The 25786-nt window shown below is 71.0% G+C and carries 28 protein-coding genes; 22 read left to right on the top strand and 6 right to left on the bottom strand.

Annotated features, from left to right (window positions below):
- Window positions 1-39: 39 nt before the first annotated feature.
- From prfA to ACIP64_RS00690, 16 genes are all read left to right on the top strand, one after another.
- Window positions 40-1128 (top strand): peptide chain release factor 1, encoded by a 1089-nt coding sequence (gene prfA, locus ACIP64_RS00765; protein WP_360909893.1) that lies wholly within the window; start codon window positions 40-42, stop codon window positions 1126-1128.
- 14 nt (window positions 1129-1142) lie between these two features.
- Window positions 1143-1988, top strand: a complete 846-nt coding sequence (prmC, locus tag ACIP64_RS00760; protein WP_401580322.1) for a peptide chain release factor N(5)-glutamine methyltransferase — start codon at window positions 1143-1145, stop codon at window positions 1986-1988.
- A gap of 31 nt (window positions 1989-2019) precedes the next feature.
- The gene (locus ACIP64_RS00755; protein WP_401580321.1) at window positions 2020-2667 is read left to right on the top strand and encodes an L-threonylcarbamoyladenylate synthase; all 648 of its coding nucleotides are present in this window, start codon (window positions 2020-2022) and stop codon (window positions 2665-2667) included.
- A complete protein-coding gene (locus ACIP64_RS00750; RefSeq protein WP_401580319.1) occupies window positions 2664-3287 on the top strand; it encodes a protein-tyrosine-phosphatase in 624 nt (207 codons plus the stop codon). Before ACIP64_RS00755 ends, ACIP64_RS00750 begins: the two co-directional genes overlap by 4 nt.
- A gap of 128 nt (window positions 3288-3415) precedes the next feature.
- Window positions 3416-4717 (top strand): serine hydroxymethyltransferase, encoded by a 1302-nt coding sequence (gene glyA / locus ACIP64_RS00745; RefSeq protein WP_401580317.1) that lies wholly within the window; start codon window positions 3416-3418, stop codon window positions 4715-4717.
- A gap of 117 nt (window positions 4718-4834) precedes the next feature.
- Window positions 4835-6136: an MraY family glycosyltransferase gene (locus ACIP64_RS00740; RefSeq protein WP_401580315.1), complete on the top strand. Its 1302-nt coding sequence runs from the start codon at window positions 4835-4837 to the stop codon at window positions 6134-6136.
- Between the two features lie 254 nt (window positions 6137-6390).
- Complete coding sequence (locus ACIP64_RS00735; protein ID WP_401580313.1) at window positions 6391-6804, top strand: hypothetical protein; 414 nt, start codon at window positions 6391-6393, stop codon at window positions 6802-6804.
- Between the two features lie 210 nt (window positions 6805-7014).
- Window positions 7015-7845 (top strand): F0F1 ATP synthase subunit A, encoded by an 831-nt coding sequence (gene atpB / locus ACIP64_RS00730; protein WP_360909958.1) that lies wholly within the window; start codon window positions 7015-7017, stop codon window positions 7843-7845.
- A gap of 78 nt (window positions 7846-7923) precedes the next feature.
- A complete protein-coding gene (atpE, locus tag ACIP64_RS00725) occupies window positions 7924-8166 on the top strand; it encodes an ATP synthase F0 subunit C (protein WP_018563527.1) in 243 nt (80 codons plus the stop codon).
- A gap of 43 nt (window positions 8167-8209) precedes the next feature.
- On the top strand, window positions 8210-8755 hold the full coding sequence (locus tag ACIP64_RS00720; protein ID WP_401580310.1) for a F0F1 ATP synthase subunit B: 546 nt from the start codon (window positions 8210-8212) through the stop codon (window positions 8753-8755).
- Window positions 8752-9567, top strand: a complete 816-nt coding sequence (locus tag ACIP64_RS00715) for a F0F1 ATP synthase subunit delta (protein WP_401580308.1) — start codon at window positions 8752-8754, stop codon at window positions 9565-9567. Before ACIP64_RS00720 ends, ACIP64_RS00715 begins: the two co-directional genes overlap by 4 nt.
- Before the next feature lie 88 nt (window positions 9568-9655).
- Window positions 9656-11227, top strand: coding sequence for a F0F1 ATP synthase subunit alpha (gene atpA, locus ACIP64_RS00710; RefSeq protein WP_360909875.1), 1572 nt, complete (start codon window positions 9656-9658; stop codon window positions 11225-11227).
- Window positions 11228-11229: 2 nt separating this feature from the next.
- Window positions 11230-12147 carry a F0F1 ATP synthase subunit gamma gene (locus tag ACIP64_RS00705; protein ID WP_401580306.1) on the top strand — a complete coding sequence of 306 codons (918 nt, stop codon included), beginning with the start codon at window positions 11230-11232 and terminating at the stop codon, window positions 12145-12147.
- A 2-nt stretch (window positions 12148-12149) separates the two neighbouring features.
- Entirely contained in the window at window positions 12150-13592 is a 1443-nt protein-coding gene (gene atpD / locus ACIP64_RS00700; RefSeq protein ID WP_360909871.1) for a F0F1 ATP synthase subunit beta, read from the top strand.
- 122 nt (window positions 13593-13714) lie between these two features.
- Window positions 13715-14092, top strand: a complete 378-nt coding sequence (locus tag ACIP64_RS00695; RefSeq protein WP_360909956.1) for a F0F1 ATP synthase subunit epsilon — start codon at window positions 13715-13717, stop codon at window positions 14090-14092.
- A 94-nt stretch (window positions 14093-14186) separates the two neighbouring features.
- On the top strand, window positions 14187-14639 hold the full coding sequence (locus ACIP64_RS00690; protein ID WP_401581101.1) for a DUF2550 domain-containing protein: 453 nt from the start codon (window positions 14187-14189) through the stop codon (window positions 14637-14639).
- Between the two features lie 109 nt (window positions 14640-14748).
- On the opposite strand, the gene ACIP64_RS00685 is transcribed toward ACIP64_RS00690, so the two are convergent.
- Window positions 14749-15402 (bottom strand): response regulator, encoded by a 654-nt coding sequence (locus tag ACIP64_RS00685; RefSeq protein WP_401580304.1) that lies wholly within the window; start codon window positions 15400-15402, stop codon window positions 14749-14751.
- Here ACIP64_RS00685 and ACIP64_RS00680 point away from each other — a divergent pair.
- A complete protein-coding gene (locus ACIP64_RS00680) occupies window positions 15401-15784 on the top strand; it encodes a hypothetical protein (RefSeq protein WP_401580302.1) in 384 nt (127 codons plus the stop codon). The genes ACIP64_RS00685 and ACIP64_RS00680 overlap by 2 nt on opposite strands.
- Before the next feature lie 29 nt (window positions 15785-15813).
- Here ACIP64_RS00680 and ACIP64_RS00675 read toward each other — a convergent pair whose 3' ends face one another.
- Window positions 15814-16386, bottom strand: a complete 573-nt coding sequence (locus ACIP64_RS00675; protein ID WP_401580300.1) for a cob(I)yrinic acid a,c-diamide adenosyltransferase — start codon at window positions 16384-16386, stop codon at window positions 15814-15816.
- Between the two features lie 171 nt (window positions 16387-16557).
- On the opposite strand from ACIP64_RS00675, the gene ACIP64_RS00670 reads away from it, so the two are divergent.
- The 3 genes from ACIP64_RS00670 (at window position 16558) to ACIP64_RS00660 (ending at window position 20726) form a co-directional block, all read left to right on the top strand.
- Entirely contained in the window at window positions 16558-17406 is an 849-nt protein-coding gene (locus tag ACIP64_RS00670; protein WP_401580298.1) for a 3-hydroxyacyl-CoA dehydrogenase family protein, read from the top strand.
- 203 nt (window positions 17407-17609) lie between these two features.
- Window positions 17610-17933, top strand: a complete 324-nt coding sequence (locus ACIP64_RS00665) for an STAS domain-containing protein (RefSeq protein ID WP_018563514.1) — start codon at window positions 17610-17612, stop codon at window positions 17931-17933.
- A 213-nt stretch (window positions 17934-18146) separates the two neighbouring features.
- Window positions 18147-20726 (top strand): ATP-binding protein, encoded by a 2580-nt coding sequence (locus ACIP64_RS00660; RefSeq protein WP_401580296.1) that lies wholly within the window; start codon window positions 18147-18149, stop codon window positions 20724-20726.
- 83 nt (window positions 20727-20809) lie between these two features.
- Here ACIP64_RS00660 and nucS read toward each other — a convergent pair whose 3' ends face one another.
- Complete coding sequence (gene nucS, locus ACIP64_RS00655; RefSeq protein WP_401580295.1) at window positions 20810-21472, bottom strand: endonuclease NucS; 663 nt, start codon at window positions 21470-21472, stop codon at window positions 20810-20812.
- Between the two features lie 186 nt (window positions 21473-21658).
- Between nucS and ACIP64_RS00650 the strand changes: the two genes are divergently transcribed.
- The gene (locus ACIP64_RS00650; RefSeq protein WP_319659947.1) at window positions 21659-22051 is read left to right on the top strand and encodes an SCO5389 family protein; all 393 of its coding nucleotides are present in this window, start codon (window positions 21659-21661) and stop codon (window positions 22049-22051) included.
- A 54-nt stretch (window positions 22052-22105) separates the two neighbouring features.
- Here ACIP64_RS00650 and ACIP64_RS00645 read toward each other — a convergent pair whose 3' ends face one another.
- A complete protein-coding gene (locus tag ACIP64_RS00645) occupies window positions 22106-23131 on the bottom strand; it encodes an LLM class flavin-dependent oxidoreductase (RefSeq protein WP_401580293.1) in 1026 nt (341 codons plus the stop codon).
- A 214-nt stretch (window positions 23132-23345) separates the two neighbouring features.
- Between ACIP64_RS00645 and ACIP64_RS00640 the strand changes: the two genes are divergently transcribed.
- The gene (locus ACIP64_RS00640) at window positions 23346-23669 is read left to right on the top strand and encodes an ATP/GTP-binding protein (RefSeq protein WP_360909850.1); all 324 of its coding nucleotides are present in this window, start codon (window positions 23346-23348) and stop codon (window positions 23667-23669) included.
- Between the two features lie 16 nt (window positions 23670-23685).
- Here the strand turns inward: ACIP64_RS00640 and ACIP64_RS00635 are convergent, their stop codons facing one another.
- Window positions 23686-24558, bottom strand: a complete 873-nt coding sequence (locus ACIP64_RS00635) for an ABC transporter permease (protein WP_401580291.1) — start codon at window positions 24556-24558, stop codon at window positions 23686-23688.
- Window positions 24555-25643, bottom strand: a complete 1089-nt coding sequence (locus tag ACIP64_RS00630; protein WP_401580289.1) for an ABC transporter ATP-binding protein — start codon at window positions 25641-25643, stop codon at window positions 24555-24557. Before ACIP64_RS00630 ends, ACIP64_RS00635 begins: the two co-directional genes overlap by 4 nt.
- Between the last annotated feature and the right edge of the window lie 143 nt (window positions 25644-25786).

The raw sequence follows: 25786 nt of genomic DNA, 5'->3' as shown, positions 1-25786 counted from the left end.
GTTCACCGGCGTTCACCCATTCGCAGAGCAGGGATCCTGATGTTCGAGGCGGTCGAGGAACTGATCGGCGAGTACGCCGACCTCGAGAAGAAGCTTGCCGACCCCGGAGTCTTCGCGGACCAGGCCAACGCGCGCAGGCTCAACAAGCGCTACGCCGAGCTGACCCCGATCGTCGGCACGTACCGGGGCTGGAAGCAGACCGGCGAGGACATCGACACGGCCCGCGAACTCAGCGCCGACGACCCGGACTTCGCCGCCGAGGTCAAGGAGCTGGAGAAGCAGCGCGAGGAGCAGACCGAACGGCTGCGCCTGCTGCTCGTGCCGCGCGACCCCAGCGACGACAAGGACGTGATCCTGGAGGTCAAGGCGGGCGAGGGCGGCGAGGAGTCCGCGCTGTTCGCCGGCGACCTGCTGCGCATGTACCTGCGCTACGCCGAGCGCGTGGGCTGGAAGACCGAGATCATCGACTCCAACGAGTCCGACCTCGGCGGCTACAAGGACGTCCAGGTCGCGGTGAAGACCAAGGGCGGGGGCGGCGCCACCGAGCCCGGCCAGGGTGTCTGGGCGCGGCTGAAGTACGAGGGCGGTGTGCACCGCGTGCAGCGTGTGCCCGCGACCGAGTCGCAGGGCCGCATCCACACCTCCGCCGCCGGTGTGCTGGTCACCCCGGAGGCCGAGGAGGTCGAGGTCGAGATCGGCCCCAACGACCTGCGGATCGACGTCTACCGCTCCTCCGGCCCCGGCGGCCAGTCGGTCAACACCACCGACTCCGCGGTGCGCATCACGCACCTGCCGACCGGCATCGTGGTCTCCTGCCAGAACGAGAAGAGCCAGCTCCAGAACAAGGAGCAGGCGATGCGCATCCTGCGTTCCCGGCTGCTGGCCGCCGCCCAGGAGGAGGCCGAGCGCGAGGCCTCCGACGCCCGCCGCAGCCAGGTCCGCACGGTCGACCGCAGCGAGCGCATCCGCACCTACAACTTCCCGGAGAACCGCATCTCCGACCACCGCGTCGGGTTCAAGGCGTACAACTTGGACCAGGTCCTCGACGGTGAACTCGACGCGGTCATCCAGGCGTGCGTCGACGCCGATTCGGCTGCCAAGCTGGCCGCCGCGGGCGACGGAAGCTGAACCGGAGGCGACAAGTGAACCTGCTGCTCGCCGAGGTCGCGCAGGCGACCCAGCGGCTGGCCGACGCCGGCGTGCCCTCGCCGCGCTTCGACGCCGAGGAACTGGCGTCGTACGTGCACGGCGTCAAGCGCGGCGCCCTGCACACCGTCTCCGACGCGGACTTCGACGCGCGCTACTGGGAGGCCGTCGCCCGCCGCGAGGCCCGCGAGCCCCTGCAGCACATCACCGGCCGGGCGTTCTTCCGCTACCTGGAACTCCAGGTGGGGCCGGGCGTCTTCGTGCCGCGTCCGGAGACGGAGTCCGTGGTGGGGTGGGCCATAGACGCCGTGCGCGCCATGGACGTCGCCGAGCCGCGCATCGTCGACCTGTGCACCGGGTCCGGCGCCATCGCGCTCGCCCTGGCGCAGGAGGTGCCGCGCAGCCGGGTGCACGCCGTGGAGCTGTCCGACGAGGCCCTGGTGTGGGCCCGCAAGAACGTCCAGGGCAGCAAGGTCGACCTGCGCCAGGGGGACGCCCTCGCGGCCTTCCCCGACCTCAACGGCCAGGTGGACCTGGTGATCTCCAACCCGCCGTACATCCCGCTCACCGAGTGGGAGCACGTGGCGCCCGAGGCCCGTGACCACGACCCGGAGATGGCGCTGTTCTCCGGCGAGGACGGCCTCGACACCATCCGCGGCATCGAGCGCACCGCGCACCGGCTGCTGCGGCCCGGCGGCGTGGTCGTCATCGAGCACGCAGACACCCAGGGCGGCCAGGTGCCCTGGATCTTCACGGAGGAGGCCGGCTGGGCTGACGCCGCCGACCACCCCGACCTGAACAACCGCCCCAGGTTCACCACTGCCCGCAAGGCGACGCCGTGAGCACGGCGCCGCACGTCATGGAGGTCTGCTGATGGCACGGCGTTACGACTGCTCGGACGCGACGGACCGGGTGGCCGGACTGCGCGAGGCCGCGTCCGCCGTTCGCCGCGGCGAGCTCGTGGTGCTGCCCACGGACACCGTCTACGGCATCGGCGCGGACGCCTTCAACGCCGAGGCCGTCGGCGACCTGCTGGAGGCCAAGGGCCGGGGCCGCAACATGCCCTCGCCCGTTCTCGTCGGCTCCCCGAACACCCTGCACGGCCTGGTCACGGACTTCACCGAGCAGGCCTGGGACCTCGTCGACGCCTTCTGGCCCGGCGCGCTGACCCTGGTCACCCGCCACCAGCCGTCCCTCCAGTGGGACCTGGGGGACACCCGCGGCACCGTGGCCGTGCGTATGCCGCTGCACCCCGTCGCGATCGAGCTGCTGAACACGACCGGCCCGATGGCCGTCTCCAGCGCCAACCTCACGGGACACCCCTCGCCGCAGGACTGCGACGCCGCCCAGGAGATGCTCGGCGACTCCGTGGCCGTCTACCTCGACGGCGGGCCCACGCCGGCGGCCGTGCCCTCCTCCATCGTCGACGTCACCGGCAAGGTGCCGGTACTGCTGCGGGCCGGGGCCCTCAGCGCCGAGCAGCTGCGCGAGGTCGTACCCGACCTGGAGGTAGGCAATTGACGCCGCCCATACCCGGGCAGCGCGATGACTACTTCCGCATCCTTCACGTCTGCACCGGCAACGTCTGCCGCTCGCCGATGGCCGAGCGGCTGACCCGCCACGAGCTGACCCAGCGGCTCGGCGACGGGGCCTCCGGCATCATCGTGGAGAGCGCGGGCACCTGGGGCCACGAGGGGGCGCCGATGGAGGCGCACGCGGCCACGGTGCTGGCCGAGTACGCCGCCGACCCGAGCGGCTTCCTCGGCCGCGAACTCCTCGACGACCACGTCATCGACGCGGACCTGGTGCTCACCGCGACCCGGGACCACCGCGCGCAGGTGATCTCGATGGGGCACGCGGCGGGGCTGCGGACGTTCACGCTCAAGGAGTTCACCCGGCTCGTGCGGGCGATAGACCCCACGACGCTGCCGGAGGGCAGCGTGACCGAGCGGGCCCGCTCGCTGGTGCGTGCCGCGGCGGCGCTGCGCGGCTGGCTCCTGGCGCCGACGCCGGACGCGGACGAGGTGTACGACCCGTACGGGGCGCCGCTGACCTTCTTCCGCTCCGTCGGCGAGGAGATCCACGGGGCGCTGGACCCGGTGCTGACCGCGTTGACAGGGGTGGCGGCCCCTACCCGGTGAGGTCCTGCCGGAAGGTTTCCGCACAGGTCGCGGCCCGACATCCACCGGCGGAGCACAAGACGGCGCGAAACGGCCGGAACGGTGCAAGAGTGGCAGGTGAGTCCCTTCCAGCCGCCCCGGAGCGCCCCATGCCTACCGCGGAAGCGTCGTCAGCCCACATAACCACCACCGCGCTCCCGGCCGGGGACACCGGCTTCGCCCGGCTGCGCGACCAGGACCCCGAGCTGGCGGACATCCTGCTCGGGGAGACCCAGCGGCAGGCCTCCTGCCTCCAGCTGATCGCGGGGGAGAACTTCACCTCGCCCGCGGTGCTGGCCGCCCTCGGCTCGCCGCTGTCCAACAAGTACGCCGAGGGCTACCCGGGGCACCGCCACCACGCGGGCTGCGAGCTGGTCGACCTTGCGGAGCGGCTGGCCGTGGAAAGGGCCACACGGCTCTTCGGAGCCGCCCACGCGAACGTGCAGCCCTACTCCGGCTCCTCGGCGGTCCTGGCCGCCTACGCGGCCCTCCTGGTCCCCGGGGACACCATCCTGGCGATGTCCCTGGCGCACGGCGGGCACCTCACGCACGGATCGGAGTCCAACTTCTCCGGCCGCTGGTTCCGCATCGCCGGGTACGGCGTGACCGAGGGCGCCACCTTCGAGGAGGGCGGCCGCATCGACTACGACCGGCTGCGCGTCCTCGCCCACCAGCACCGCCCGAAGGCGATCGTGTGCGGCGGCATCGCCTACCCCCGCACCATCGACTACGCCGCGTTCCGCGAGATCGCCGACGACGTCGGCGCGTACCTGATCGTGGACGCCGCGCACACGCTGGGCCTGGTGGCCGGCGGGGTCTCGCCCAACCCGGTGCCGTACGCGGACGTGGTGTGCGCCACCACGCACAAGACGCTGCGCGGGCCGCGCGGCGGGCTGATCCTGTGCGGGGCCGATCTCGCGCAGCGCATCGACCGGGCGGTCTTCCCGTTCTCGCAGGGCGGCCCGCACATGCACGCGATCGCCGCCAAGGCCGCGGCCTTCGCGGAGGCGGCCCGGCCGGAGTTCGCGCTGTACGCGCACCAGGTGGTCGCCAACGCCCGTGTGCTCGCCGACGCCCTGGCCGGCCAGGGCATGCGGATCGCCACCGGCGGCACGGACACCCATCTGATCGCCGCCGACGTGTCGGCCTTCGGGGTCACCGGGATGCGCGCCCGCGGGCTGTGCGCCGGCGCCGGGATCGTGCTGGACAAGTACACGCTCCCCTACGACAAGGAGCCCTGCGCCGCGGGTTCCGGCATCCGCCTGGGCACCGCGGCGGTGACCACGCAGGGCATGGGCGAGCAGCAGATGCCGCAGGTCGCGGACGTGATCGCGCGGGCGCTGCGGGAGGAGCGCGGACTGGCGAACCGGGTCGCGGAACTGGTGGGCGACTTCCCCCCGTACCCGGTCTGACCGGGCACGGGCGGGCCCCCGCGCGTACCCGGGGAGTGACATGTGCAACCCTGGGTACCCGCTGTGAGTCTCTGACTGTGTTTCCAGTCGCCACCCGGACGCGAATAGGGTGTGCCCGTGCGCGAGTACCTCTTGACCTTGTGCGTGGCCGCTGCCGTCACCTACCTCCTGACGGGGCCGGTGCGGAAGTTCGCCATCGCGGCAGGTGCCATGCCCGAGATCCGCGATCGCGACGTCCACCGCGAACCGACGCCGCGGCTCGGCGGCATCGCCATGTTCGGCGGCCTGTGCGCCGGCCTGCTGGTGGCCGCGCACCTGACCAACCTCAAGAGCGTCTTCGAGCTCTCCAACGAGCCGCGCGCGCTGCTGTCCGGCGCGGGACTGATCTGGCTGCTGGGCGTGCTCGACGACAAGTGGGGCGTGGACGCGCTGATCAAGCTGGGCGCCCAGATGATCGCGGCCGGTGTCATGGTCCTTCAGGGCCTGACCGTGCTGTGGCTGCCCATCCCGGGCAAGGGCATCGTCGCGCTCAGCCCGGTGCAGTCGACGCTGCTGACCGTCGCCCTGGTGGTGATCACCATCAACGCGGTGAACTTCGTCGACGGCCTGGACGGGCTCGCGTCCGGCATGGTGTGCATCGCCGCCATCGCGTTCTTCATGTACGCCTACCGGATCTGGTACGGCTACGGCATCGAGGCCGCGGCGCCCGCGACGCTGTTCAGCGCGATCCTGATCGGCATGTGCCTGGGCTTCCTGCCGCACAATCTGCATCCCGCGCGGATCTTCATGGGCGACTCCGGCTCGATGCTGATCGGCCTGGTGCTGGCCTCGGGTGCGATCTCCATCACAGGCCAGACCGACCCCGACGCGATCACCAACCTCACCGGGTCCACCCGGGACACCACGCACTTCATGGTGCCGGTCTACATGCCGCTGCTGCTGCCGCTGACGCTGATCGCGATCCCCGCCGCGGACCTGGTGCTGGCCATCGTGCGCCGCACGTGGAACGGCCAGTCGCCGTTCGCCGCGGACCGCGGCCACCTGCACCACCGGCTGCTGGACATCGGCCACTCGCACAGCCGGGCCGTGCTCATCATGTACTTCTGGTCGGCGCTCATCGCCTTCGGCGCGGTGGCGTTCTCGGTCAACTCCTCCAGCCTGTGGATCGTGCTGGGCATCGTCATGCTGAGCGCGATCGGACTGATCGCGCTGCTCATGCCGCGCTTCAACCCCAAGGCCCCGCGCTGGGCCGAGTCGTTCGTGCCGCCCCGCTACCGCCGCACGCGGATCGAGGCGCACGCCGCGGCGAGCGCCGCCATCGCCGCGGGGGAGGCGCCGGGTGTCAACGGCGCGACCGCGCTGAGCGAGATCGACCGGCAGCTGGTGGAGGCCGGCCGTTCGGCGGGCAGCGGTCACTGAGCCGCGGGCCCGATAGCACACGGGTGTCCGGCCGTCAGCCGGACGCCACGGGTGCTACTCCGGTCGTGTGACAGGTCGCACACGAACCGGGTAAAGACCTCATCAAATAGTTTGTGATACCGTTCACGAAAGCCCGGAAGCAAGCCGAAAGACCGAGTGCGATGGTCTTCCGGCGTGAGGCATGTCCCCGCCGCCGGGCTACGCTCGTCCACGACGACCCCTGTACTCCCAACCTCGCCGGAGGAGCTGCCGCCATGCAGTCCAACGACGTCCGAACGCTTCTGAATTGCGCCGTGCCCGCCGCAGCCGCGGGAGTGATCGCGGTCGCTGTCGCAGCCGTGCTCGCGGGCGGCAAGGGGGCGATCGGCGCGGGATTCGGCGCGGTGGTCGTGATCACCTTCATGGGAATCGGCCTGACGGTGCTTCAGCGCACCGCCCGTTCCTACCCCACGCTGTTCCAGGCGATGGGCCTGATGCTCTACACGGTGCAGCTGCTGCTGCTGGCGATCGTCCTGGCGGTGTTCAAGCACACATCGCTGTTCGACACCCAGGTGTTCGCGTTCAGCCTGCTCGGCACGACGTTGGTGTGGATCGCCGCCCAGGCCCGTGCGCACATGAAGACCAAGATGCTGTACGTCGAGCCCGGATCCGCCGGAACGTCGTCGTGAACCCAGGGGCCGGTGCAAGAGGGCTGCCGCTCGTTTGCTATCGTCCGGTCTCAACTGCGGCAGAGCTGGCGCGGGCGGCAGTCATGCCTTCGCAACAGTCGTCCGGCTCGATGTCCGACCGCCGCCCCCACATCTGCTTGACCAGTCCAGTGCCGTTCCGCGGGCCTACGCCGCGCCGACACAACGAGGTTGCCGTACCCATGCGCCACGCTGAAGGAGCTCGCGGTGAGTGATGTAAAGACGCTCGCTTTCGAGACGAACTGCCACATCTTCGACGGGTGCGGCTTCCCGGCCCCCGGCCTGCACTCCTTCCTCTTCAAGCCGTTGATCGGCGACGGGGACGGCAGCGTCTACTTCAACAAGACGATGCTGCTCGCGCTGCTCGGCAGCATCGTCATCGTCGGCTTCTTCTGGGCCGCCTTCGCCAAGCCGAAGGTCGTCCCCGGCAAGCTGCAGATGGTGGCCGAGGCCGGCTACGACTTCGTGCGCCGCGGCATCGTCTACGAGACGATCGGCAAGCGCGACGGCGAGAAGTACGTGCCGTTCATGGTCTCGCTGTTCTTCTTCGTGTGGATCCTGAACCTGTGGTCGATCATTCCGATCGCCCAGTTCCCGGTCACCGCGATCATCAGCTACCCGGCCGCGCTCGCCGCGATCGTCTACATCACCTGGATGTCGCTGACGTTCAAGAAGCACGGCTTCGTCGGTGGCTGGAAGAACATCACCGGCTACGACAAGAACCTCGGCCCGGTCCTGCCGATGGTCGTCGGCCTGGAGTTCCTCTCCAACGTGATCGTCCGCCCGTTCACGCACGCGGTGCGACTCTTCGCCAACATGTTCGCCGGGCACGTCCTGCTGCTGCTGTTCACCATCGCCAGCTGGTACCTGCTCAACGGCATCGGCATCGCCTACGCGAGCGTCTCGTTCGTGATGGTCATCGTGATGACCGCCTTCGAGCTGTTCATCCAGGCCGTCCAGGCCTACGTCTTCGTCCTCCTGGCCTGCTCCTACATCCAGGGCGCGCTGGCCGAGCACCACTGAGCACCGTTCACCGCTCGGCACCCCCGATTGTCCGGTGGCCAACCCCCACCGGTCCGTGAAAGAGAAGGAAGAAACAGCATGTCCGCTGTGAACCTCGCCGCCACCCAGATCCTCGGCAACCTGGGCTCCATCGGCTACGGCCTCGCGGCCATCGGCCCCGGCGTCGGCATCGGCATCATCTTCGGCAACGGCACCCAGGCCCTCGCCCGTCAGCCCGAGGCTGCCGGCCTGATCCGCGCCAACCAGATCCTCGGCTTCGCCTTCTGTGAGGCGCTCGCCCTGATCGGTCTGGTCATGCCGTTCGTCTACCCGACCTCCTGATCCGGGCTGACGAGCCCAACCCCTTTCGACGGAAGGCACTGATGTGAACGCCCTGGTACAGCTGGCGGCCGAGGAGGCGGAGAACCCCCTCATCCCGCCGATCCCAGAGCTCGTCATCGGTCTCATCGCCTTCGCCATCGTCTTCTTCTTCCTGGCCAAGAAGCTCATCCCGAACATCAACAAGGTTCTGGACGAGCGCCGCGAGGCCATCGAGGGCGGCATGGAGAAGGCCGAGGCCACCCAGGCCGAGGCTCAGCGGACCCTCGAGGAGTACAAGCAGTCGCTCGCCGAGGCTCGTCACGAGGCCGCGCGTCTGCGCCAGGAGGCGCAGGAGCAGGGTGCCGCGCTCATCGCCGAGATGCGTGCGGAAGGCCAGCGGCAGCGCGAGGAGATCATCGCCGCGGGCCACGCGCAGATCGAGGCGGACCGCAAGTCCGCCGCGCACGCGCTGCGCCAGGACGTGGGCAGGATCGCCACCGATCTGGCAGGCAAGATCGTCGGTGAGTCCCTGGAGGACACCGCCCGGCAGAGCCGTGTGATCGACCGCTTCCTCGACGAGCTCGAGGAGAAGGCCGAGGCCGCGCGATGAACGGAGCGAGCCGCGAGGCACTGGCCGCCGCACGCGAGCGTCTCGACGCGCTGGCGGACAACACGTCCGTCGACGCGGCGAAGCTCGCCGAGGACCTGGCCGCCGTCACGGGGCTGCTCGACCGCGAAGGCACCCTGCGCCGGGCGCTGACCGACCCGGCGCAGTCCGGTGAGGCCAAGGCGGGCCTGGTGCAGACGGTGCTGCGCGGTCAGGTCGGCGGGGAAGCCCTCGACCTGTTCTCGGGCATGGTCCGCAGCCGGTGGTCGCAGTCGCGGGACCTGACCGACGCGCTGGAGGAACTCTCCTTCGGCGCCGACCTGATCGCCGCGGAGCGCGCCGGCCACCTCGACGACGTCGAGGACGAGCTGTTCCGCTTCGGCCGGATCGTCTCCGGCAGCACTGATCTGCGGGCCGCGCTGACCGACCGCGCCGCGGGCGCCCAGGCCAAGGCCGGGCTGCTCCGCTCGCTGCTGGGAGGCCGGTCCAACCCGGTCACCGAGCGGCTCGTGGTCCGTCTTGTGACCCATCCGCGAGGCCGTAGCCTGGAGGCAGGGCTCGACGCCCTGTCCAAGCTGGCGGCGGCGCGCCGGGGCCGTACGGTCGCGGTCGTCGTCTCGGCGGTACCGCTGAGCGACCGGCAGAAGCAGCGTCTCGGCGCCGCGCTGGCCACGATCTACGGTCGGCCGGTGCACCTGAACCTCGACGTGGACCCCGAGGTCCTCGGCGGAATCCAGGTGCGGGTGGGCGACGAGGCCATCAACGGGACCATCGCGGAACGCCTCGAAGAGGCGGCCCGGCGGATGGCCGGCTGAACCAGCCACCAACTCAAAGAGCAGTACAGCGGCCCGAGTTGGGCCGTAGCGAATACTTCGGGCCCAACAAGGAGAGCAGGGAACCCAGATGGCGGAGCTCACGATCCGGCCGGAGGAGATCCGGGACGCGCTGGAGACCTTTGTCCAGGCGTACAAGCCGGACGCGGCCTCGCGCGAGGAGGTCGGCACGGTCAGCATGGCCGGCGACGGCGTTGCCAAGGTGGAGGGTCTGCCCTCGGCCATGGCCAACGAGCTGCTGCGCTTCGAGGACGGCACCCTCGGTCTCGCCCTCAACCTCGAGGAGCGCGAGATCGGTGCGATCGTCCTCGGCGAGTTCAGCGGTATCGAGGAGGGCCAGCCGGTGCACCGCACCGGTGAGGTGCTCTCCGTCGCTGTCGGCGAGGGATACCTGGGTCGCGTCGTCGACCCGCTCGGCACCCCGATCGACGGCCTCGGCGAGATCGAGACCGACGGCCGCCGCGCGCTGGAGCTCCAGGCTCCCGGCGTCATGGCCCGCAAGTCCGTCCACGAGCCGATGCAGACCGGCCTCAAGGCCGTGGACGCGATGACCCCGATCGGCCGCGGTCAGCGTCAGCTGATCATCGGTGACCGCCAGACCGGCAAGACCGCCCTGGCGATCGACACGATCATCAACCAGCGCGACAACTGGCGTTCCGGCGACCCGAAGAAGCAGGTCCGCTGCATCTACGTCGCCATCGGCCAGAAGGGCTCCACCATCGCGGGCGTGCGCGCCTCGCTGGAGGAGGCCGGCGCCCTGGAGTACACGACCATCGTCGCGGCTCCGGCGTCCGACCCGGCAGGCTTCAAGTACCTCGCCCCCTACACCGGCTCGGCCATCGGCCAGCACTGGATGTACCAGGGCAAGCACGTCCTCATCGTCTTCGACGACCTGAGCAAGCAGGCCGACGCCTACCGCGCCGTCTCCCTGCTGCTGCGCCGTCCGCCGGGCCGCGAGGCCTACCCGGGTGACGTCTTCTACCTGCACTCCCGTCTGCTGGAGCGCTGCGCCAAGCTCTCCGACGACATGGGCGCCGGCTCGATGACCGGTCTGCCGATCGTCGAGACCAAGGCCAACGACGTCTCGGCGTTCATCCCGACCAACGTCATCTCCATCACCGACGGCCAGTGCTTCCTGGAGTCCGACCTGTTCAACGCGGGCCAGCGCCCGGCGCTGAACGTCGGTATCTCGGTCTCCCGAGTCGGTGGCTCGGCGCAGATCAAGGCCATGAAGTCGGTCGCCGGCCGCCTGCGCGTGGACCTCGCCCAGTACCGCGAGCTGGAGGCCTTCGCCGCCTTCGGTTCCGACCTGGACGCCGCCTCCAAGGCGCAGCTGGAGCGCGGCAAGCGCATGGTCGAGCTGCTGAAGCAGGGCCAGTACGCGCCGTTCCCGATCGAGGACCAGGTCGTCTCCATCTGGGCCGGCACCACCGGCAAGCTGGACGACGTCCCGGTCGAGGACATCCGCCGCTTCGAGCGCGAGCTGCTGGACTACCTCCGCCGCGAGAAGAAGGACCTCCTGCAGGGCATCGTCGAGACCGGCAAGCTGGGCGACGACACCATCGAGGCCCTGACGGACGCGGTCACGGAGTTCAAGAAGCAGTTCGAGACCTCGGACGGCAAGCTCCTGGGTGAGGGCTGAGCATGGGCGCCCAGCTTCGGGTATACAAGCGCCGCATCAAGACCGTCACCGCCACAAAGAAGATCACGAAGGCGATGGAGATGATCTCCGCGTCCCGGATCGTCAAGGCCCAGCGCCAGGTGGCGGCCTCGTCCCCGTACGCCGATGAGCTCACCCGCGCGGTGGCCGCGGTCGCGAGCGGTTCCAACACGAACCACCCGCTGACCACGGAGACCGAGAACCCGACCCGCGCCGCGGTGCTGCTCGTGACGAGCGACCGCGGTCTGGCCGGCGGCTACTCGTCCAACGCGATCAAGGCGGCCGATCGGCTCACCGAGCGGCTGCGCGCGGAGGGCAAGGAGGTCGAGCACTACATCGTCGGCCGCAAGGGCGTCGCGTACTACGGCTTCCGTGAGCGTCCCGTCACCGCCTCGTGGACGGGATTCACCGACAAGCCGGCCTACGCGGACGCCAAGGCCGTGGCAGACCCGCTGATCGACCAGGTCCTCAAGGACACGGCCGAGGGCGGCGTCGACGAGCTGCACATCGTCTTCACGGAGTTCGTGTCGATGCTGACGCAGTCCCCCGTCGAGCGGCGGCTGCTGCCGCTCTCCCTCGACGAGGCCACCGGCGGCCAGGCCCGCAAGGAGGGGGAGATCCTTCCCCTGTACGACTTCGAGCCGTCGGCGGAAGGCGTCCTGGACGCCCTGCTGCCGCGGTACGTCGAGAGCCGGATCTACAACGCGCTGCTGCAGGGTGCCGCTTCCGAGCACGCCGCCCGCCGCCGCGCGATGAAGGCCGCGACCGACAACGCCGAGGAGCTCATCAAGACGCTCACGCGGCTTGCCAACCAGGCCCGCCAGGCCGAAATCACCCAGGAAATCAGCGAGATCGTCGGTGGCTCCAGCGCCCTGGCCGACGCCTCTGCGGGGAGTGACTAAACATGACCACCACTGTTGAGACGGCCGCTGCCACGGGCCGCGTCGCCCGGGTCATCGGCCCGGTCGTCGACGTGGAGTTCCCCGTCGACGGCATGCCCGAGATCTACAACGCCCTCACCGTCCAGGTCGCCGACCCGGCCGAGAACGGCAAGCTGAAGACGCTGACCCTCGAGGTCGCCCAGCACCTGGGCGACGGCCTGGTCCGCGCCATCTCCATGCAGCCCACCGACGGCCTGGTCCGCCAGGCCGCGGTCACCGACACGGGCACGGGCATCACCGTCCCGGTCGGCGACTTCACCAAGGGCAAGGTGTTCAACACCCTCGGTGAGGTGCTGAACGTCCCCGAGGAGAACGCCAACGTCGGTGAGCGCTGGACGATCCACCGCAAGGCCCCGAAGTTCGAGGACCTCGAGTCGAAGACCGAGATGTTCGAGACCGGCCTGAAGGTCGTCGACCTGCTGACCCCGTACGTCAAGGGCGGCAAGATCGGTCTGTTCGGTGGCGCCGGTGTCGGCAAGACCGTCCTCATCCAGGAAATGATCATGCGTGTGGCGAAGCTGCACGAGGGCGTTTCCGTGTTCGCCGGTGTCGGCGAGCGCACCCGTGAGGGCAACGACCTCATCCAGGAGATGGAGGAGTCCGGCGTTCTCGACAAGACCGCGCTGGTCTTCGGCCAGATGGACGAGCCCCCGGGCACCCGTCTGCGCGTCGCCCTGGCCGGTCTGACCATGGCGGAGTACTTCCGCGATGTGCAGAAGCAGGACGTGCTGTTCTTCATCGACAACATCTTCCGCTTCACGCAGGCCGGTTCCGAGGTCTCCACGCTGCTCGGCCGCATGCCGTCCGCGGTGGGTTACCAGCCGAACCTCGCCGACGAGATGGGCCTCCTCCAGGAGCGCATCACCTCGACCCGTGGTCACTCGATCACCTCGATGCAGGCGATCTACGTCCCCGCGGACGACCTGACCGACCCGGCGCCGGCGACGACCTTCGCGCACCTGGACGCGACGACCGTTCTGTCGCGTCCGATCTCGGAGAAGGGCATCTACCCGGCGGTGGACCCGCTGGACTCGACGTCCCGCATCCTGGACCCGCGCTACATCGCGCAGGACCACTACGAGTGCGCCATGCGCGTCAAGGGGATCCTGCAGAAGTACAAGGACCTCCAGGACATCATCGCGATCCTCGGTATCGACGAGCTGGGCGAGGAGGACAAGCTCACCGTCCACCGCGCCCGCCGCATCGAGCGCTTCCTGTCGCAGAACACCCACGCGGCGAAGCAGTTCACCGGTGTGGACGGCTCCGACGTCCCGCTGGAGGAGTCGATCCACGCGTTCAACGCCATCGCCGACGGTAAGTACGACCACTTCCCTGAGCAGGCGTTCTTCATGTGCGGTGGCATCGAGGACCTCGAGCGCAACGCCAAGGAGCTCGGCGTCGGCTGACGCCTTCGCCCGACGGCTCACCGTGGCAGGGGGCGGACCCTGTGTCCGCCCCCTTGCCGCACCCCCGTTATCCTTTGTTTCATGCACCCGCCGGACGGCGGTGGGTGCCGACCCGAGGAGCCATCTTGGCTGAGCTGCACGTCGAGCTGGTCGCCGCGGACCGCAATGTCTGGTCCGGCGAGGCCACTCTTGTCGTCGCACGCACCGAGTCGGGCGACATCGGCGTCATGCCGAACCACGAGCCGCTGCTCGGTGTGCTGCAGACCGGCCCGGTGACCATCCGCACCACCGACGGCGGCACCGTTGTCGCGGCGGTGCACGGCGGCTTCATCTCCTTCGCGGACAACAAGCTGTCGATCCTCGCGGAGATCGCGGAGCTGGCCGACGAGATCGACGTCCAGCGCGCGGAGCGGGCCCTGGAGCGTGCGAAGGCCGACGCCGACGCGGTCGGCGAGCGGCGCGCCGAGGTCCGTCTCATCGCGGCGACCGGTTCGCGCTGAGCATCCGGCCCACTGGGGCCATGAGCCGCGGGAGGCCCGAGAGGGCTTCCCGCGGTTGCAGTATCCCTGTACGTGACGTTGAGCGAGGAGGTCGATAGGCGTGATCCTCGCTTTTCAGCTGTGCGGGGCCCTTGTCGCGGTGGCGCTGCTGGGGCTGTTCGTCTTCGGCCTGCGGCGGCGGCTCATCCAGCGTCCCGGCGGCACCTTCGACTGCAGCCTGCGCACCGCGCCCGGCGGCGTGGACGCCCCCTCGGGCAAGGGCTGGGCGTACGGCGTCGCGCGCTACAGCGGTGACCGGATCGAGTGGTTCCGGGTCTTCTCCTACGCCCCCCGACCGCGGCGGTCCCTGGAACGCTCCGCCATCGAGGTGCTGCACCGGCGGCTGCCGCAGGGCCAAGAGGAACTGGCGCTGCTGTCCGACGCCGTCGTCCTGGTCTGCGAGCACCGCGGCACCCGGCTCGAACTCGCGATGAGCGAAGACGCCCTCACCGGCTTCCTCGCCTGGCTGGAGGCCGCCCCTCCCGGCCAGAGGGTGAATGTGGCCTGAGTAGAGGGTGCCCCGCTGGTGGGGGTCCCCCCGGACGGAGTCCGGGGGAGGGTGAATGTGGCCTGAGCCCCGCTGTCCGGGGGAGTGACCTGAGGCGTGAGCGCCCCCGTCACGGCTTCGCCGGCAGTCCCCACTCCTGCGCGAGAATCGCCGCCTGCACGCGGCTGCGCAGTTCGAGCTTGGCGAGTATCCGGCTGACATGGGTCTTGGCCGTGGCCTCCGCCATGCCGAGCCGGGCCGCGATCTCCGCGTTCGACAGTCCCTGGCCGACACAGGCGAGCACCTCCCGCTCGCGCGGGGTGAGGCCGTCCAGCAAGCCGCGGTCCGCCTCCCGCACCGCGCGCGCCGGCCGGGCGAACTCCCCGATCAGGCGCCGCGTCACCGCCGGGGCGATCATCCCCTCGCCGCGTGCCACCAGGCGCACCCCCTCGATCAGCCGGTCGGCCTCGGTGTCCTTCAGCAGGAATCCCGCGGCCCCGGCGCGCAGCGCGCCGAAGACGTACTCGTCCAGGTCGAACGTGGTCAGCACCAGCACGTCCGCCAGGCCCTCGGCGACGATCTCGCCGGTGGCCCGCACACCGTCGAGCCGGGGCATCTGCACATCCATGAGGATCATGTCGGGTCGCAGCTCGCGGGCCGCGCGGACGGCGGCCTCCCCGTCGGCGGCCTCACCGACCACCTCGATGTCCGGCACCGAGCGCAGGATCAGCACCAGCCCCGCCCGGACCGCCGACTGGTCCTCGGCGACGACAACCCGGATCATGCCTCCCCCTCCACGGGCAGCGCGGCGCGCACGCGCCAGGTACCTGGGCTTCTCCGTCGCGTACGGGCACTACCTGGTGCGCTGGGCCGACGCCCGTGTCGCGTACCGCTTCGCGGGCGGGCCGAGGCCGCAGGGCCCGCCGAAGTTCGGCCGGGCGCGGGCCGTGCACGAGTGGCGGATGTGCGGGCGCACGGCTCTGGCGGCGGTGCCGGCCGCGCTGCTGCTGGAGTGCGCGGTCCGGCTCGTCGGCGACGCGGATCGCACGGAGGCGCTGCGGCAGTGGCAGCTGCGGTTGGCGTGGGTCACCGGGCTCAACGCCGCCTTCGCGGCGTCGTACACGCTGTGGCCGCGGCGCGAGCCCGCCACGGGCCCGCGCCGATGACGTGCTGTCAGGGTCGGCGGCTCAGCGGCTCAGCGGTTCTCGCCGGGCACCCACAGGACGTCGCCGACCTCCTTGTTGGCCGTGCGGGCCAGGATGAACAGCAGGTCCGACAGGCGGTTGAGGTAGGTGGCGGTGAGCGGGTTCATCGTCTCGCCGTGCTCCTCCAGCGCCGCCCACGTGGAGCGTTCCGCCCGCCGCACCACCGTGCACGCCTGGTGGAGCAGCGCGGCCCCCGGGGTGCCGCCGGGCAGGATGAAGCTGCGCAGCTTCTCCAGCTCCTCCAGGAAGCGGTCGCACTCCGCCTCCAGCCGGTCCACATAGCCCTGTTCGACGCGCAGCGGCGGGTACTTGGGGTCGGGCACGACCGGCGTCGCCAGGTCCGCGCCGACGTCGAAGAGGTCGTTCTGGACCCGCACGAGGACGGTCGCGACCTCCGCGGGCAGCCCGCCGAGCGCGAGGGCGACACCGATCGCGGCGTTGGCCTCGTTGGCGTCCGCGTAGGCCGAGATGCGGCTGTCGGTCTTGGCGGTGCGGCTCATGTCGCCGAGGGCGGTGGTCCCGTCGTCCCCGGTCCGCGTGTAGATGCGCGTCAGATTGACCATGGGGCCGAGCGTAGTCCCCGGCGGTGCCCGGCCGCCGGTGTCCCACCGCGGGCCCGGTCGCTCCGTGATTGCGACGAAGGACACACGGTGACCCGGGTCTCCAACTGCTGCGCAGGGCTGTGAAGCACCGTTAAGGTCCCGGCAACAGCATCGAGAAGATAGGTGTGTGCCGTGGCGAAGAAGCTCGCCGTCGTCGGAGCCGGCCTGATGGGCTCCGGAATCGCGCAGGTGTCGGCCCAGGCGGGCTACGAGGTCGTCCTGCGCGACATCACCGACGAGGCGCTGGCCCGCGGCAGGAGCGGTATCGAGGCGTCGTACGAGCGGTTCGTCGCCAAGGGCAAGCTGTCGGCGGAGGAAGCGGCCGCCTCCCTGGGCCGCATCACCACGACCACCGACCTCGACGCGGCCGCCGACGCGGACATCGTCGTCGAGGCGGTCTTCGAGAAGATCGAGGTCAAGCAGGAGATCTTCCGGGCCCTGGACAAGATCGCGCACCAGGATGCGGTGCTCGCCTCCAACACCTCCGCCATCCCGATCACGAAGATCGCGGCCGTGACGGAGCGTCCGGAGCGCGTGGTCGGCACGCACTTCTTCTCCCCGGTCCCGATGATGCAGCTGTGCGAGCTCGTACGCGGCTACAAGACCAGCGACGAGACCCTGGAGCGGGCCAAGGCCTTCGCGGAGGAGGTCGGCAAGACCACCATCGTGGTCAACCGCGACGTCGCCGGCTTTGTCACCACCCGCCTGATCTCGGCGCTGGTCGTCGAGGCCGCCAAGCTCTTCGAGTCCGGCGTCGCCTCGGCGGAGGACATCGACACCGCCTGCCGGCTCGGCTTCGGCCACGCCATGGGCCCGCTGGCCACCGCCGACCTGACGGGCGTCGACATCCTGCTGCATGCCACCGGCAACATCTACACCGAGTCGCAGGACGAGAAGTTCGCGGCGCCGGAGCTGATGCGGCGCATGGTCGACGCGGGCGCGCTCGGCCGCAAGAGCGGCGAGGGCTTCTACCGCTACTGACGGGCGGTCAGTCCCGGTGGGCGCCCGAGGGCCCCGCCGGGGCGATCACCCGAGGGAGGGTGGGCCTGGCGGGCGCATCACATCACTCTCCAGAGTGAATTCGGTATCGGTTCGCTCACAGACGGCAACCTCTTCGTACGACGGACCGTCAGTTACGTAGAACCACGGTACTTTCCCACCCATTCACTCCACGGGGAGGCTTCATGCACATCAGGGGCGACCACGCCGAACTGGTTGTCGGGGGTCGCCTCGACGTCCGTACCGCGGCGGACGCCCGCAAGGTCCTGCACTCCGCGGTGGACGGCGGCCACGGGGACCTGGTGCTCGACCTGACCGAGCTGGACTCGTGGGACGCCACCGGACTGGGTGTGATCATGGGTGCGCACCGCCGCTGCGGACGGGCGGACCGCCGGCTGGTGCTGCGGGGCGTCCCGGCGCAGATGCAGCGGCTGCTGGTCGCCACGCGACTGCACCGCATTCTGGTCATCGAGGGGGGTATCGCGGCAGAGGCACTGCCGCGTACCTAGCGGGGCGTGCCGCAACGGAACTGGCAAGCCCGGACAGATTTGGACGCATGGGCGGCATGGCGGCCCTGAGGTTCGCACATACTGTGGGAAGGTTTAAGGTTCGGTTCCGGCGTGCCACACCCCGTACGCCGAGGAGGGGAGCCGGACCGGTCCAGCTGCGGACGTGCGGGCCCGGTACGGCCCCGCTGCGACGCGAATGGGGGGCGGAGACTAATGGACCCACACATCGGACCCGACATGTCCGGCGACGAGTACGGCGCACAGCAGGACTCCACGAGCTTTCCCGAGCGGCCGGCACCGGCCGGGCCCGAGGACGGCACGCAGCCCGTGCCGCGCGCGACGCGGCCCCTGCGTGACCCGCTGGCCCCCGAGGTCGGCTCGGGCACGGCGGACGGCGACGCACCCCGGGTCGTCCAGCTCGTCGTCGGCGACTGCCTGCTGACCCTCAATCCCGTCGACGGCAGCGAGGTGAGCACCCTGCCGGCCGCCGGGCTGCCCGCCCCGGTACGCCGCGACGCGGATGCGCGGGCCGCGCGCACCACCGGCACGCACCCCGCCGTGCCTCCGGGCCCGCGCGGGCCCGAGCTGCCGCTGCTGGAGCGGGAGGAGGAGCGCGAACGGCTCACCCGGCTGCTGTCCCGCGGCCGTTCGGTCCGGGTCACCGGCCCGTCCGGCGCCGGCCGCAGCGTGCTCCTCGACGCCGTGGCCGAGGTGTCCGCCGGCGTCGCCCCCGACGGTGTGATCCGGCTCTCCGGCTACCGCCGCACGCCCAGCGACCTGTTGCAGGAGATCTTCAGCACGGTCTACGGCACCGAGGACGAGTCCTCGCAGGCAGACGACGTCGCGGGCTACCGCCCCGACCGCGGGCGGCTCACCGAGCTGCTGCGCGAGGTCGGCGCGGTCGTCGTCCTGGACGACCTGGAGTTCGGCGGCGCGGCCCTGGAGGAACTGCTCGCGGCCGCACCCGAGTGCGCCTTCCTGATGGCCGCGACGCCCGACGTCGCCGCGCCCTCCTCCGACTCCGCGGTCGAGGAAGTCTTCCTTCCCGGGCTGACCCGGGTCGCCTGCCTCGAACTGCTCGAACTGGCCGCGGGGCGGCCGCTGCAGGAGGAGGAGACCGCCTGGGCGGCGGACCTGTGGTTCGAGTCCGAGGGGCTGCCGCTGCGCTTCGTCCAGGCCGGCGCGCTGCTGCGGCAGCGCGACGTGCTCGCGGCCGAGATCCTCGCCGCCGACGAGTCCGTCTGGGGCGGCACGGATCCGGACGACGAACTGCCCGTCGACGCGCCCTTCGACGCGATCGCCGGGCCTGGGGCGCCGGTGTCCTCCTCGCACGTGCCGCTGCCCTCGCTCGCCGAGAGCGCCGCCCCCGCCGCGCTGCTGGCCTCCCGGCTCAGCGGCGCCGCCCAGGAGACGCTGCGCTTCGCGGTGGCCCTGGGCGGGGAGTGCCCGCACCAGTCGCACCTGCCCGCGCTGGTCGGCGAGACGCACGGCGACGCCGCGCTCGGCGAACTCGTCGCCGTGGGGCTCGTCGCACCGGTCGACCGGCACCACCGCCTCGCGGCGGGCGTACGCACGCAGCTCGCCGCCCCCGGTGAACTCGCCGAGGACGCCGCCGCGGAGGGCGCCCCGCAGGCCCTCACGGCCGCCCAGCACTACACCTGGTGGGTCGGCCATCCCTCCGTCACGCCCGAACGCGTCGCCGCCGAGGCGGAGGCGGTCCTGGCCGCCCTCAGCGCCTGCCGCGACGGGGGCCACGCCAGCGCGGCCGTCCTCCTCGCGCGCACGGCGGCACCGGTGTTCGCCGCGTCGCTGCACTGGAGCGCCTGGGAACGCGCCCTGCGCGCCGGCCAGGAGGCCGCGCGGCAGTCCGGAGAGGTCGCCGAGGAGGCGTACTTCCTGCACGAACTCGGCGTCCTCGCGCTCTGCCTCGGCGGTTTCGACCGTGCGCGCAGCGAGCTGGAGGCCTCCATAGCCCTGCGCGCCGCGCTCGCCGACCGCCAGGGCACCACGGTCGGCCGCCGCACGCTCGCCCTGGTCCTCGACCGCTCGGGCCACATCGCACCGTTCACCACCCCCGACAGCGCCGCGACGGCCACGAGCGGCCTCGCGCTGCCCGAGTCCCCCGCGACGATCATCAGCAAGCGCCTGGCCGTCACCGCGCCGCGCCGCCGCGGCCTCACCGCCTCCCGCCGCAACCTCGTCGCCGCCGGCGCGGGCGCACTGCTCGCGGCGGTGCTCGGCACCATCGTCACCCTCGGCACGACGGCCTCCGGCGGTGACCAGAACACCCCGATGAACGTCAAGCCCCTGGAGACCGCGCAACCCGACAACGCCGACGACGGCCTCCCGGCGGACGGCGCGTCCCCCACCCCGGGCTCCACCCACCGCGGGCCCTCGCCCTCCGTCAGCGGCAGCGGCCCCGCCACGGACCCGAGCGCCCCGGGCACGGGCACGGGCGGCGGCACGGGCGGCGGGGTGGACCCGGGGACGGGCACGGACGGCGGGAGCACGACGGGGGAGCAGGGCGGCAACACGCCGTCGCACACCACGACGCCGCCCAAGGGCGGCACGCCGCCGACCCTGAAGCCGACGCCGTCGTCGACGCCGAGCTCGTCGACGCCGAGTTCCACGCCGCCGAGCAGCCCCTCGACGACGCCCGGCACCCCGACGACGCCGACGGACACCCCGACCGGGCCGGAGGGCACCACGACCGCCAGCGGCCCGTCGACCGACACCCCGGTGACGGCGACCGAGGGCGCCCCCGGCACCGCCGGGACGACGCCCGTCATCTGAGGCCGTCCGCAGCGCAGCGTGGCCCCGTCGTCTGGAGACGACGGGGCCACGGCGCTGTCGGGGGGCCGCCGCGCGGCCCGGTTTCAGAAGAGGCGCAGCTTGTCGTCCTCGATGCCGCGCAGCGCGTCGTAGTCGAGCACGACGCAGCCGATGCCGCGGTCGGTGGCGAGCACGCGGGCCTGCGGCTTGATCTCCTGGGCCGCGAAGACGCCCTTCACGGGCGCCAGCAGCGGGTCGCGGTTGAGCAGTTCCAGGTAGCGGGTCAGCTGCTCGACGCCGTCGATCTCACCGCGCCGCTTGATCTCGACCGCGACGGTCGTGCCGTCGGAGTCCCGGCCGAGGATGTCGACGGGTCCGATCGCGGTCGGGTACTCGCGGCGGATGAGGGTCCAGCCGTTGCCGAGGACCTCCATGCGGTCGGCGAGCAGTTCCTGGAGGTGCGCCTCGACGCCGTCCTTGATCAGGCCCGGGTCGACGCCGAGTTCGTGGCTGGAGTCGTGGAGAACGTCCTCGATCGTGATGATCAGCTGCTCGCCGGCCTTGTTGGTGACCGTCCAGACCCCGTCCTCGCCCTCCTTGAGCGTGCAGGGCGGCGACATCCAGTTGAGCGGCTTGTAGGCGCGGTCGTCGGCGTGCACGGAGACACTGCCGTCGGCCTTCACCAGGAGCAGCCGGGTCGCCGAGGGGAGATGGGCGGAGAGCCTGCCCGCGTAGTCCACGGAGCAGCGGGCAATGACGAGACGCATGGTCGGCAACGCTACTCGCTACCGGGCGCGGTTGGAAAATGGCCAGTTGTGAGCGCTCCCACCTAGTGTCGTGGGACCTCTCCGCCTACGGTTGTGAGTGGAGGCCGTCGTGCGGGAGAACACTTGACGGCTTCTCTCCGTAGTCCGTCTGACTCCTCGGACAGGGGGGTCACGAGAGGAGTACTCATGTCGCTCGACGTCTCACCGGCCCTCCTCGAACAGGCCGAGCGAGGCGAGGTCGACGAACGGGAATTCGTCGACTGCGTCCGGACTTCCCTGCCTTACGCATGGGACATGATCAGCTCTCTGGCGGCGCAGCTCAAGGTGGACGGCGGAGAGTTCGCCGACAACCAGGTGCCGCCGCCGGACGAGCACGCACGCGGGCAGTTGCTCCGCGCTCTGGCGAGTGACGCGATCCGGGGGGCACTTCAACGGCATTTCGGGGTGCGACTGGCATTCCAGAACTGCCACCGGGTCGCGGTGTTCCCGCTGGACCCGGCGGTCGATGAGCGTTACGCGAAGTTCACCTCCGTACGCGCACAGTTGCTGAACCAGTCCCCGGAGCTGCGGGACTGCTGAGATCGGCCACAGTGCTCCCGCAAGTGGCCGACGCTTTGCCGCTTGATGTTTCAATCAGGCCAATTGCGGGAGCACTTCCGCTCCGAGCCGTGCCACGTTCTGCTCCGTGGCCGCGAGGTCCCCGGAGCCCTCGACGAGCAGGGCGAAGCGGCGGATGCCCGTGCGTTCCGCGGTGGCGGCCAGGCGGTCGGCGCACAGCGACGGCGGCCCCACCGGGTGCAGGTCGCAGAGGAGTTCGGTGTAGGCGAGGGGATCGCGCATCGAGCGGGCCCGGCCGTCGACCGTGCGATGGGCGGCCAGCCCCTGCTGGAGCCAGCCGGGCATCGCCTTGGTCAGCGCCTCGACGGCGTCCGCGCGGTGGTCCGCGATCTGCGCCACACCCGCGGACACATGCTCCGCGGCCGCCACCATTTCGGGTGAAAGCCCCGCATCGCGCGCCTCGGCCTGCCACATTGCGACCATGGCCGCCTTGTCCTCGTCCCCGCAGTGCATGCCGAGCAGCATCGGCAGGCCGCGCCGTGCAGCCAGCCGCACGCTGGACGGCGAGGTGCAGGCGACCACGACCGGAGGGCCGCTGGGGTCCTCGAACTCGTCGGCCCGGGGGACGACGTCCACCTCGCGGAAGGCGAATCGTTCCCCCGAAGCGCCGACCCGGGGCTCGCGCAGCCAGCGCAGCAGCAGGTCGAGCGACTCGGGGAAGCCGCTCTCGAAGGCGGCCAGGCCGGCCCCGAAGACCTCCAGGTCCACCCACGGCCCGCCGCGGCCCACGCCGAGCGTGAACCGGCCGCCGGACGTGATGTGCAGCAGCGCCGCCTGTTCGCCCAGGGACACCGGATGGGCGGTCGGCAGCACGCTCACCGCCGTGCCCACCCCGATCCGCCGGGTCCGCCCCAGCAGCAGCGCGGCCAGCGTCACCGCCGACGGGCAGACCCCGTACGGCACGAAGTGGTGCTCCGCGAGCCACACGGAGTCCAGCCCGGCCGCCTCCGCCGCCTCCGCGGAGCGCACCGCCCGGTGCAGTGCCTCCCCGGCCCCCTGTCCCGGGAACTGGGCGGCGAGAACGAAAGTACCGACGCGCATCGTGCTTCACACCTTTCTCGGTGGCCGACGCGGCTCCCCTAACTGTCATTAACGCCTGACACGTGCCAAGGGCACGGGCCAACCGCAGCGATTTCATGATTTTCAAGGGGATGGTGGGAATGGGGGGTTGTGGGACGCGTACCCGAGCCGCCCCGGGCTACGCGTAGGCTTGACAGCAGGTCCGTTGTCCCCGACCCGCATGAGGTGTGTGCTTGTGTCCCCGCGCCGAAACCGCCCGCGAGGCACCACCGGAAGTCCGCAGGAGACGGACGGCCCCGGCTGGGGTCGCGGCGGGGAGCGCACCGAGAGCTGGCAGGGCGAGGAGTGGACGGTCCGTCCGCTCGCCGGGAGTTCCGGCGGCAAGCGCTACCGCTGCCCCGGCTGCGACCAGGAAATCCCGCCGGGCGTGGGGCACTTGGTGGTCTGGCCGGAGTACGGCGGCGTGGACGACCGGCGGCACTGGCACACCGCCTGCTGGAACGCCAGGGACCGCCGGGGCGTGCGGCCCCAGCGGTCCCGGAACGCCCCGCGGCACTGAGCCGCGGGAGCGGAGGTCACACGTCGCGCTTGGCGAGCACCGCGTACGCGCCGCCCAGGGCGACGGCGGTGACGATCGCCAGCACGATCAGCTGGCGCACCCCGTCGGCGCTGCCGTTCTCCAGCATCGGCATCTGGTAGAGCGAGGCGATGGCGTTGGGGGAGGAGTACTCGATCAGTTTGTCCTGCAGCGCGTGAAGGCTGTCCGGCATGAAGATCGCGACGATCAGCGGCAGCAGGACCACGCCCATCATCGTCGTGATCGCGCCCGCAGAGTGCCGCAGCAGGGTGCCCACGGCCAGGGACAGCAACCCGAGCAGGGCCACGTAGAGGCCGACGCCGACGGTGGCGCCGAGCCACTGGGAGCCGCTGGCGGTGGTGAGACCGTGCTCGACGACGAGACGCGAATGGCTGTAGAAGGCGTCCTCGTCGTTCGCCGGCCGGCCGCCGAAGGCCGCGTTGTTCATGAGCGCGGTGAGGGTGCAGGCCACGGTGGTGACGGTGAAGCTCAGCGCGAAGAAGACGATCGCCTTGGCGGCGAGGATCCGGCCGCGCTGCGGGCCGGCGGTGAACGTCGTACGGATCATGCCGGTGCCGTACTCGGAGCTGATCACGAGCACGCCGAGCGTGATGACGCACAACTGCCCCAGCAGCACGCCGAACAGGCCGAAGGCGAGCACCGGGTCGGTGACGTAGTCGTGGGAACTCGCCCCGACCACCAGCAGGTTGATGCCGAGGATCAGCACGAGCAGCATGCCGAGCGTCCACAGCGTGGAACGCACGGTCCGGATCTTGGTCCACTCGGACGCGAGCGCATGGCCCAGATGGGTCTTCTGCACAGGGATCGCCGAGGAGAACTGCGGGGCCGGGTGCTGGACGGGGGCGGTCATCGGGCGTCCTCGACGGGCAGGGCCGGCCGGTTCGGCCGGGTGGATGGGACCGGCTGCGGGATCGGCTGTGCGTACGGATTCGGCTGGGGCTGCGGCTGGGAGTACGCCTGCGGGGCTCCCCAGCCGCCCGCCACCGGCGCGCCCGGCTGCTGGAGGCCCTGCCGCGGGTCCTCGGAGGAGCGGTAGTCCACCGCGCCGTTGGTGAGCCGCATGTACGCCTCCTCCAGTGAGGCCTGGTGCGGGGACAGTTCCCACAGCCGTACACCGGCGTCGTGCGCGAGGTCGCTGATCCGCGGCAGCTCCAGGCCGGTCACGTGCAGCGCGCCGTCCTGCTCCTGCTGCACCTGGGCGCCCGCCCCGGCCAGCGCTTCGGTCAGCTTCTCCCGGTCGGCCTCGACGTCGGGGGTGCGGACCAGGGCGAAGCCCGTGGAATTGCGGGCGATGAAGTCCTTCACGCCCATGTCGGCGAGCAACTGGCCGCGGCCGATGACGATCAGGTGGTCGGCGGTCAGTGCCATCTCGCTCATCAGGTGCGAGGAGACGAAGACCGTACGGCCCTCCGAGGCGAGCTTGCGCATCAGGTGGCGCACCCAGTGGATGCCCTCGGGGTCGAGTCCGTTGACCGGCTCGTCGAAGAGCAGCACCTCGGGGTCGCCGAGCAGCGCGGCCGCGATGCCCAGGCGCTGGCCCATACCGAGGGAGAAGCCCTTGGAGCGCTTGCCGGCGACCTCCTGGAGGCCCACGACGCCCAGCACCTCGTCGACACGGCGGGCGGGGATGCCCGACAGCTGGGCCAGGCTGAGCAGGTGGTGCCGGGCGCTGCGCCCGCCGTGCACGGCCTTGGCGTCCAGCAGGGCGCCCACCCGGCGCGGCGCGTTGGGCAGCTTGCGGTACGGCTCACCGCCGATGGTGACCTGGCCGGAGCTCGGGCTGTCCAGCCCCAGGATCATCCGCATCGTGGTGGACTTGCCGGAGCCGTTCGGCCCCAGGAAACCGGTGACCACGCCGGGCCGTACCTGGAACGACAGGTTGTACACGGCCGTTTTGCTGCCGTAGGTCTTGCTGAGGCCCACTGCCTCGATCATGCTCCGCCCCTCGACGACCAGTCCTCGGGGCGGGTGCCCCCATGGGTATGAGGAGGCCGGCGGAGCGGAAACGGTTCCCGTCCCGGAAGAGCGGAAACGTTTCTCCCGCCTCCGGGCCCCGGGCTCCCAGGACGGCGAAGGCC

It is taken from the genome of Streptomyces sp. NPDC088733 (assembly GCF_044751185.1).
In the GTDB taxonomy this organism is placed as follows: Bacteria; Actinomycetota; Actinomycetes; order Streptomycetales; family Streptomycetaceae; genus Actinacidiphila.
The sequence above is the reverse complement of the archived record's forward strand: the minus strand, read 5'-3'. Positions and strand labels throughout refer to the sequence as shown.

Bases quoted from the DNA above. Each gene is read 5' to 3' on its own strand.
- prfA (WP_360909893.1), top strand. From the start codon at position 40: ATGTTCGAGGCGGTCGAGGAACTGATCGGCGAGTACGCCGACCTCGAG.
- ACIP64_RS00755 (WP_401580321.1), top strand. From the start codon at position 2,020: ATGGCACGGCGTTACGACTGCTCGGACGCGACGGACCGGGTGGCCGGA.
- glyA (WP_401580317.1), top strand. From the start codon at position 3,416: ATGCCTACCGCGGAAGCGTCGTCAGCCCACATAACCACCACCGCGCTC.
- ACIP64_RS00735 (WP_401580313.1), top strand. From the start codon at position 6,391: ATGCAGTCCAACGACGTCCGAACGCTTCTGAATTGCGCCGTGCCCGCC.
- atpE (WP_018563527.1), top strand. From the start codon at position 7,924: ATGTCCGCTGTGAACCTCGCCGCCACCCAGATCCTCGGCAACCTGGGC.
- ACIP64_RS00715 (WP_401580308.1), top strand. From the start codon at position 8,752: ATGAACGGAGCGAGCCGCGAGGCACTGGCCGCCGCACGCGAGCGTCTC.
- atpA (WP_360909875.1), top strand. From the start codon at position 9,656: ATGGCGGAGCTCACGATCCGGCCGGAGGAGATCCGGGACGCGCTGGAG.
- ACIP64_RS00705 (WP_401580306.1), top strand. From the start codon at position 11,230: ATGGGCGCCCAGCTTCGGGTATACAAGCGCCGCATCAAGACCGTCACC.
- atpD (WP_360909871.1), top strand. From the start codon at position 12,150: ATGACCACCACTGTTGAGACGGCCGCTGCCACGGGCCGCGTCGCCCGG.
- ACIP64_RS00680 (WP_401580302.1), top strand. From the start codon at position 15,401: ATGCCTCCCCCTCCACGGGCAGCGCGGCGCGCACGCGCCAGGTACCTG.
- ACIP64_RS00685 (WP_401580304.1), bottom strand. From the start codon at position 15,402: ATGATCCGGGTTGTCGTCGCCGAGGACCAGTCGGCGGTCCGGGCGGGG.
- ACIP64_RS00675 (WP_401580300.1), bottom strand. From the start codon at position 16,386: ATGGTCAATCTGACGCGCATCTACACGCGGACCGGGGACGACGGGACC.
- ACIP64_RS00665 (WP_018563514.1), top strand. From the start codon at position 17,610: ATGCACATCAGGGGCGACCACGCCGAACTGGTTGTCGGGGGTCGCCTC.
- ACIP64_RS00660 (WP_401580296.1), top strand. From the start codon at position 18,147: ATGGACCCACACATCGGACCCGACATGTCCGGCGACGAGTACGGCGCA.
- nucS (WP_401580295.1), bottom strand. From the start codon at position 21,472: ATGCGTCTCGTCATTGCCCGCTGCTCCGTGGACTACGCGGGCAGGCTC.
- ACIP64_RS00650 (WP_319659947.1), top strand. From the start codon at position 21,659: ATGTCGCTCGACGTCTCACCGGCCCTCCTCGAACAGGCCGAGCGAGGC.
- ACIP64_RS00645 (WP_401580293.1), bottom strand. From the start codon at position 23,131: ATGCGCGTCGGTACTTTCGTTCTCGCCGCCCAGTTCCCGGGACAGGGG.
- ACIP64_RS00635 (WP_401580291.1), bottom strand. From the start codon at position 24,558: ATGACCGCCCCCGTCCAGCACCCGGCCCCGCAGTTCTCCTCGGCGATC.
- ACIP64_RS00630 (WP_401580289.1), bottom strand. From the start codon at position 25,643: ATGATCGAGGCAGTGGGCCTCAGCAAGACCTACGGCAGCAAAACGGCC.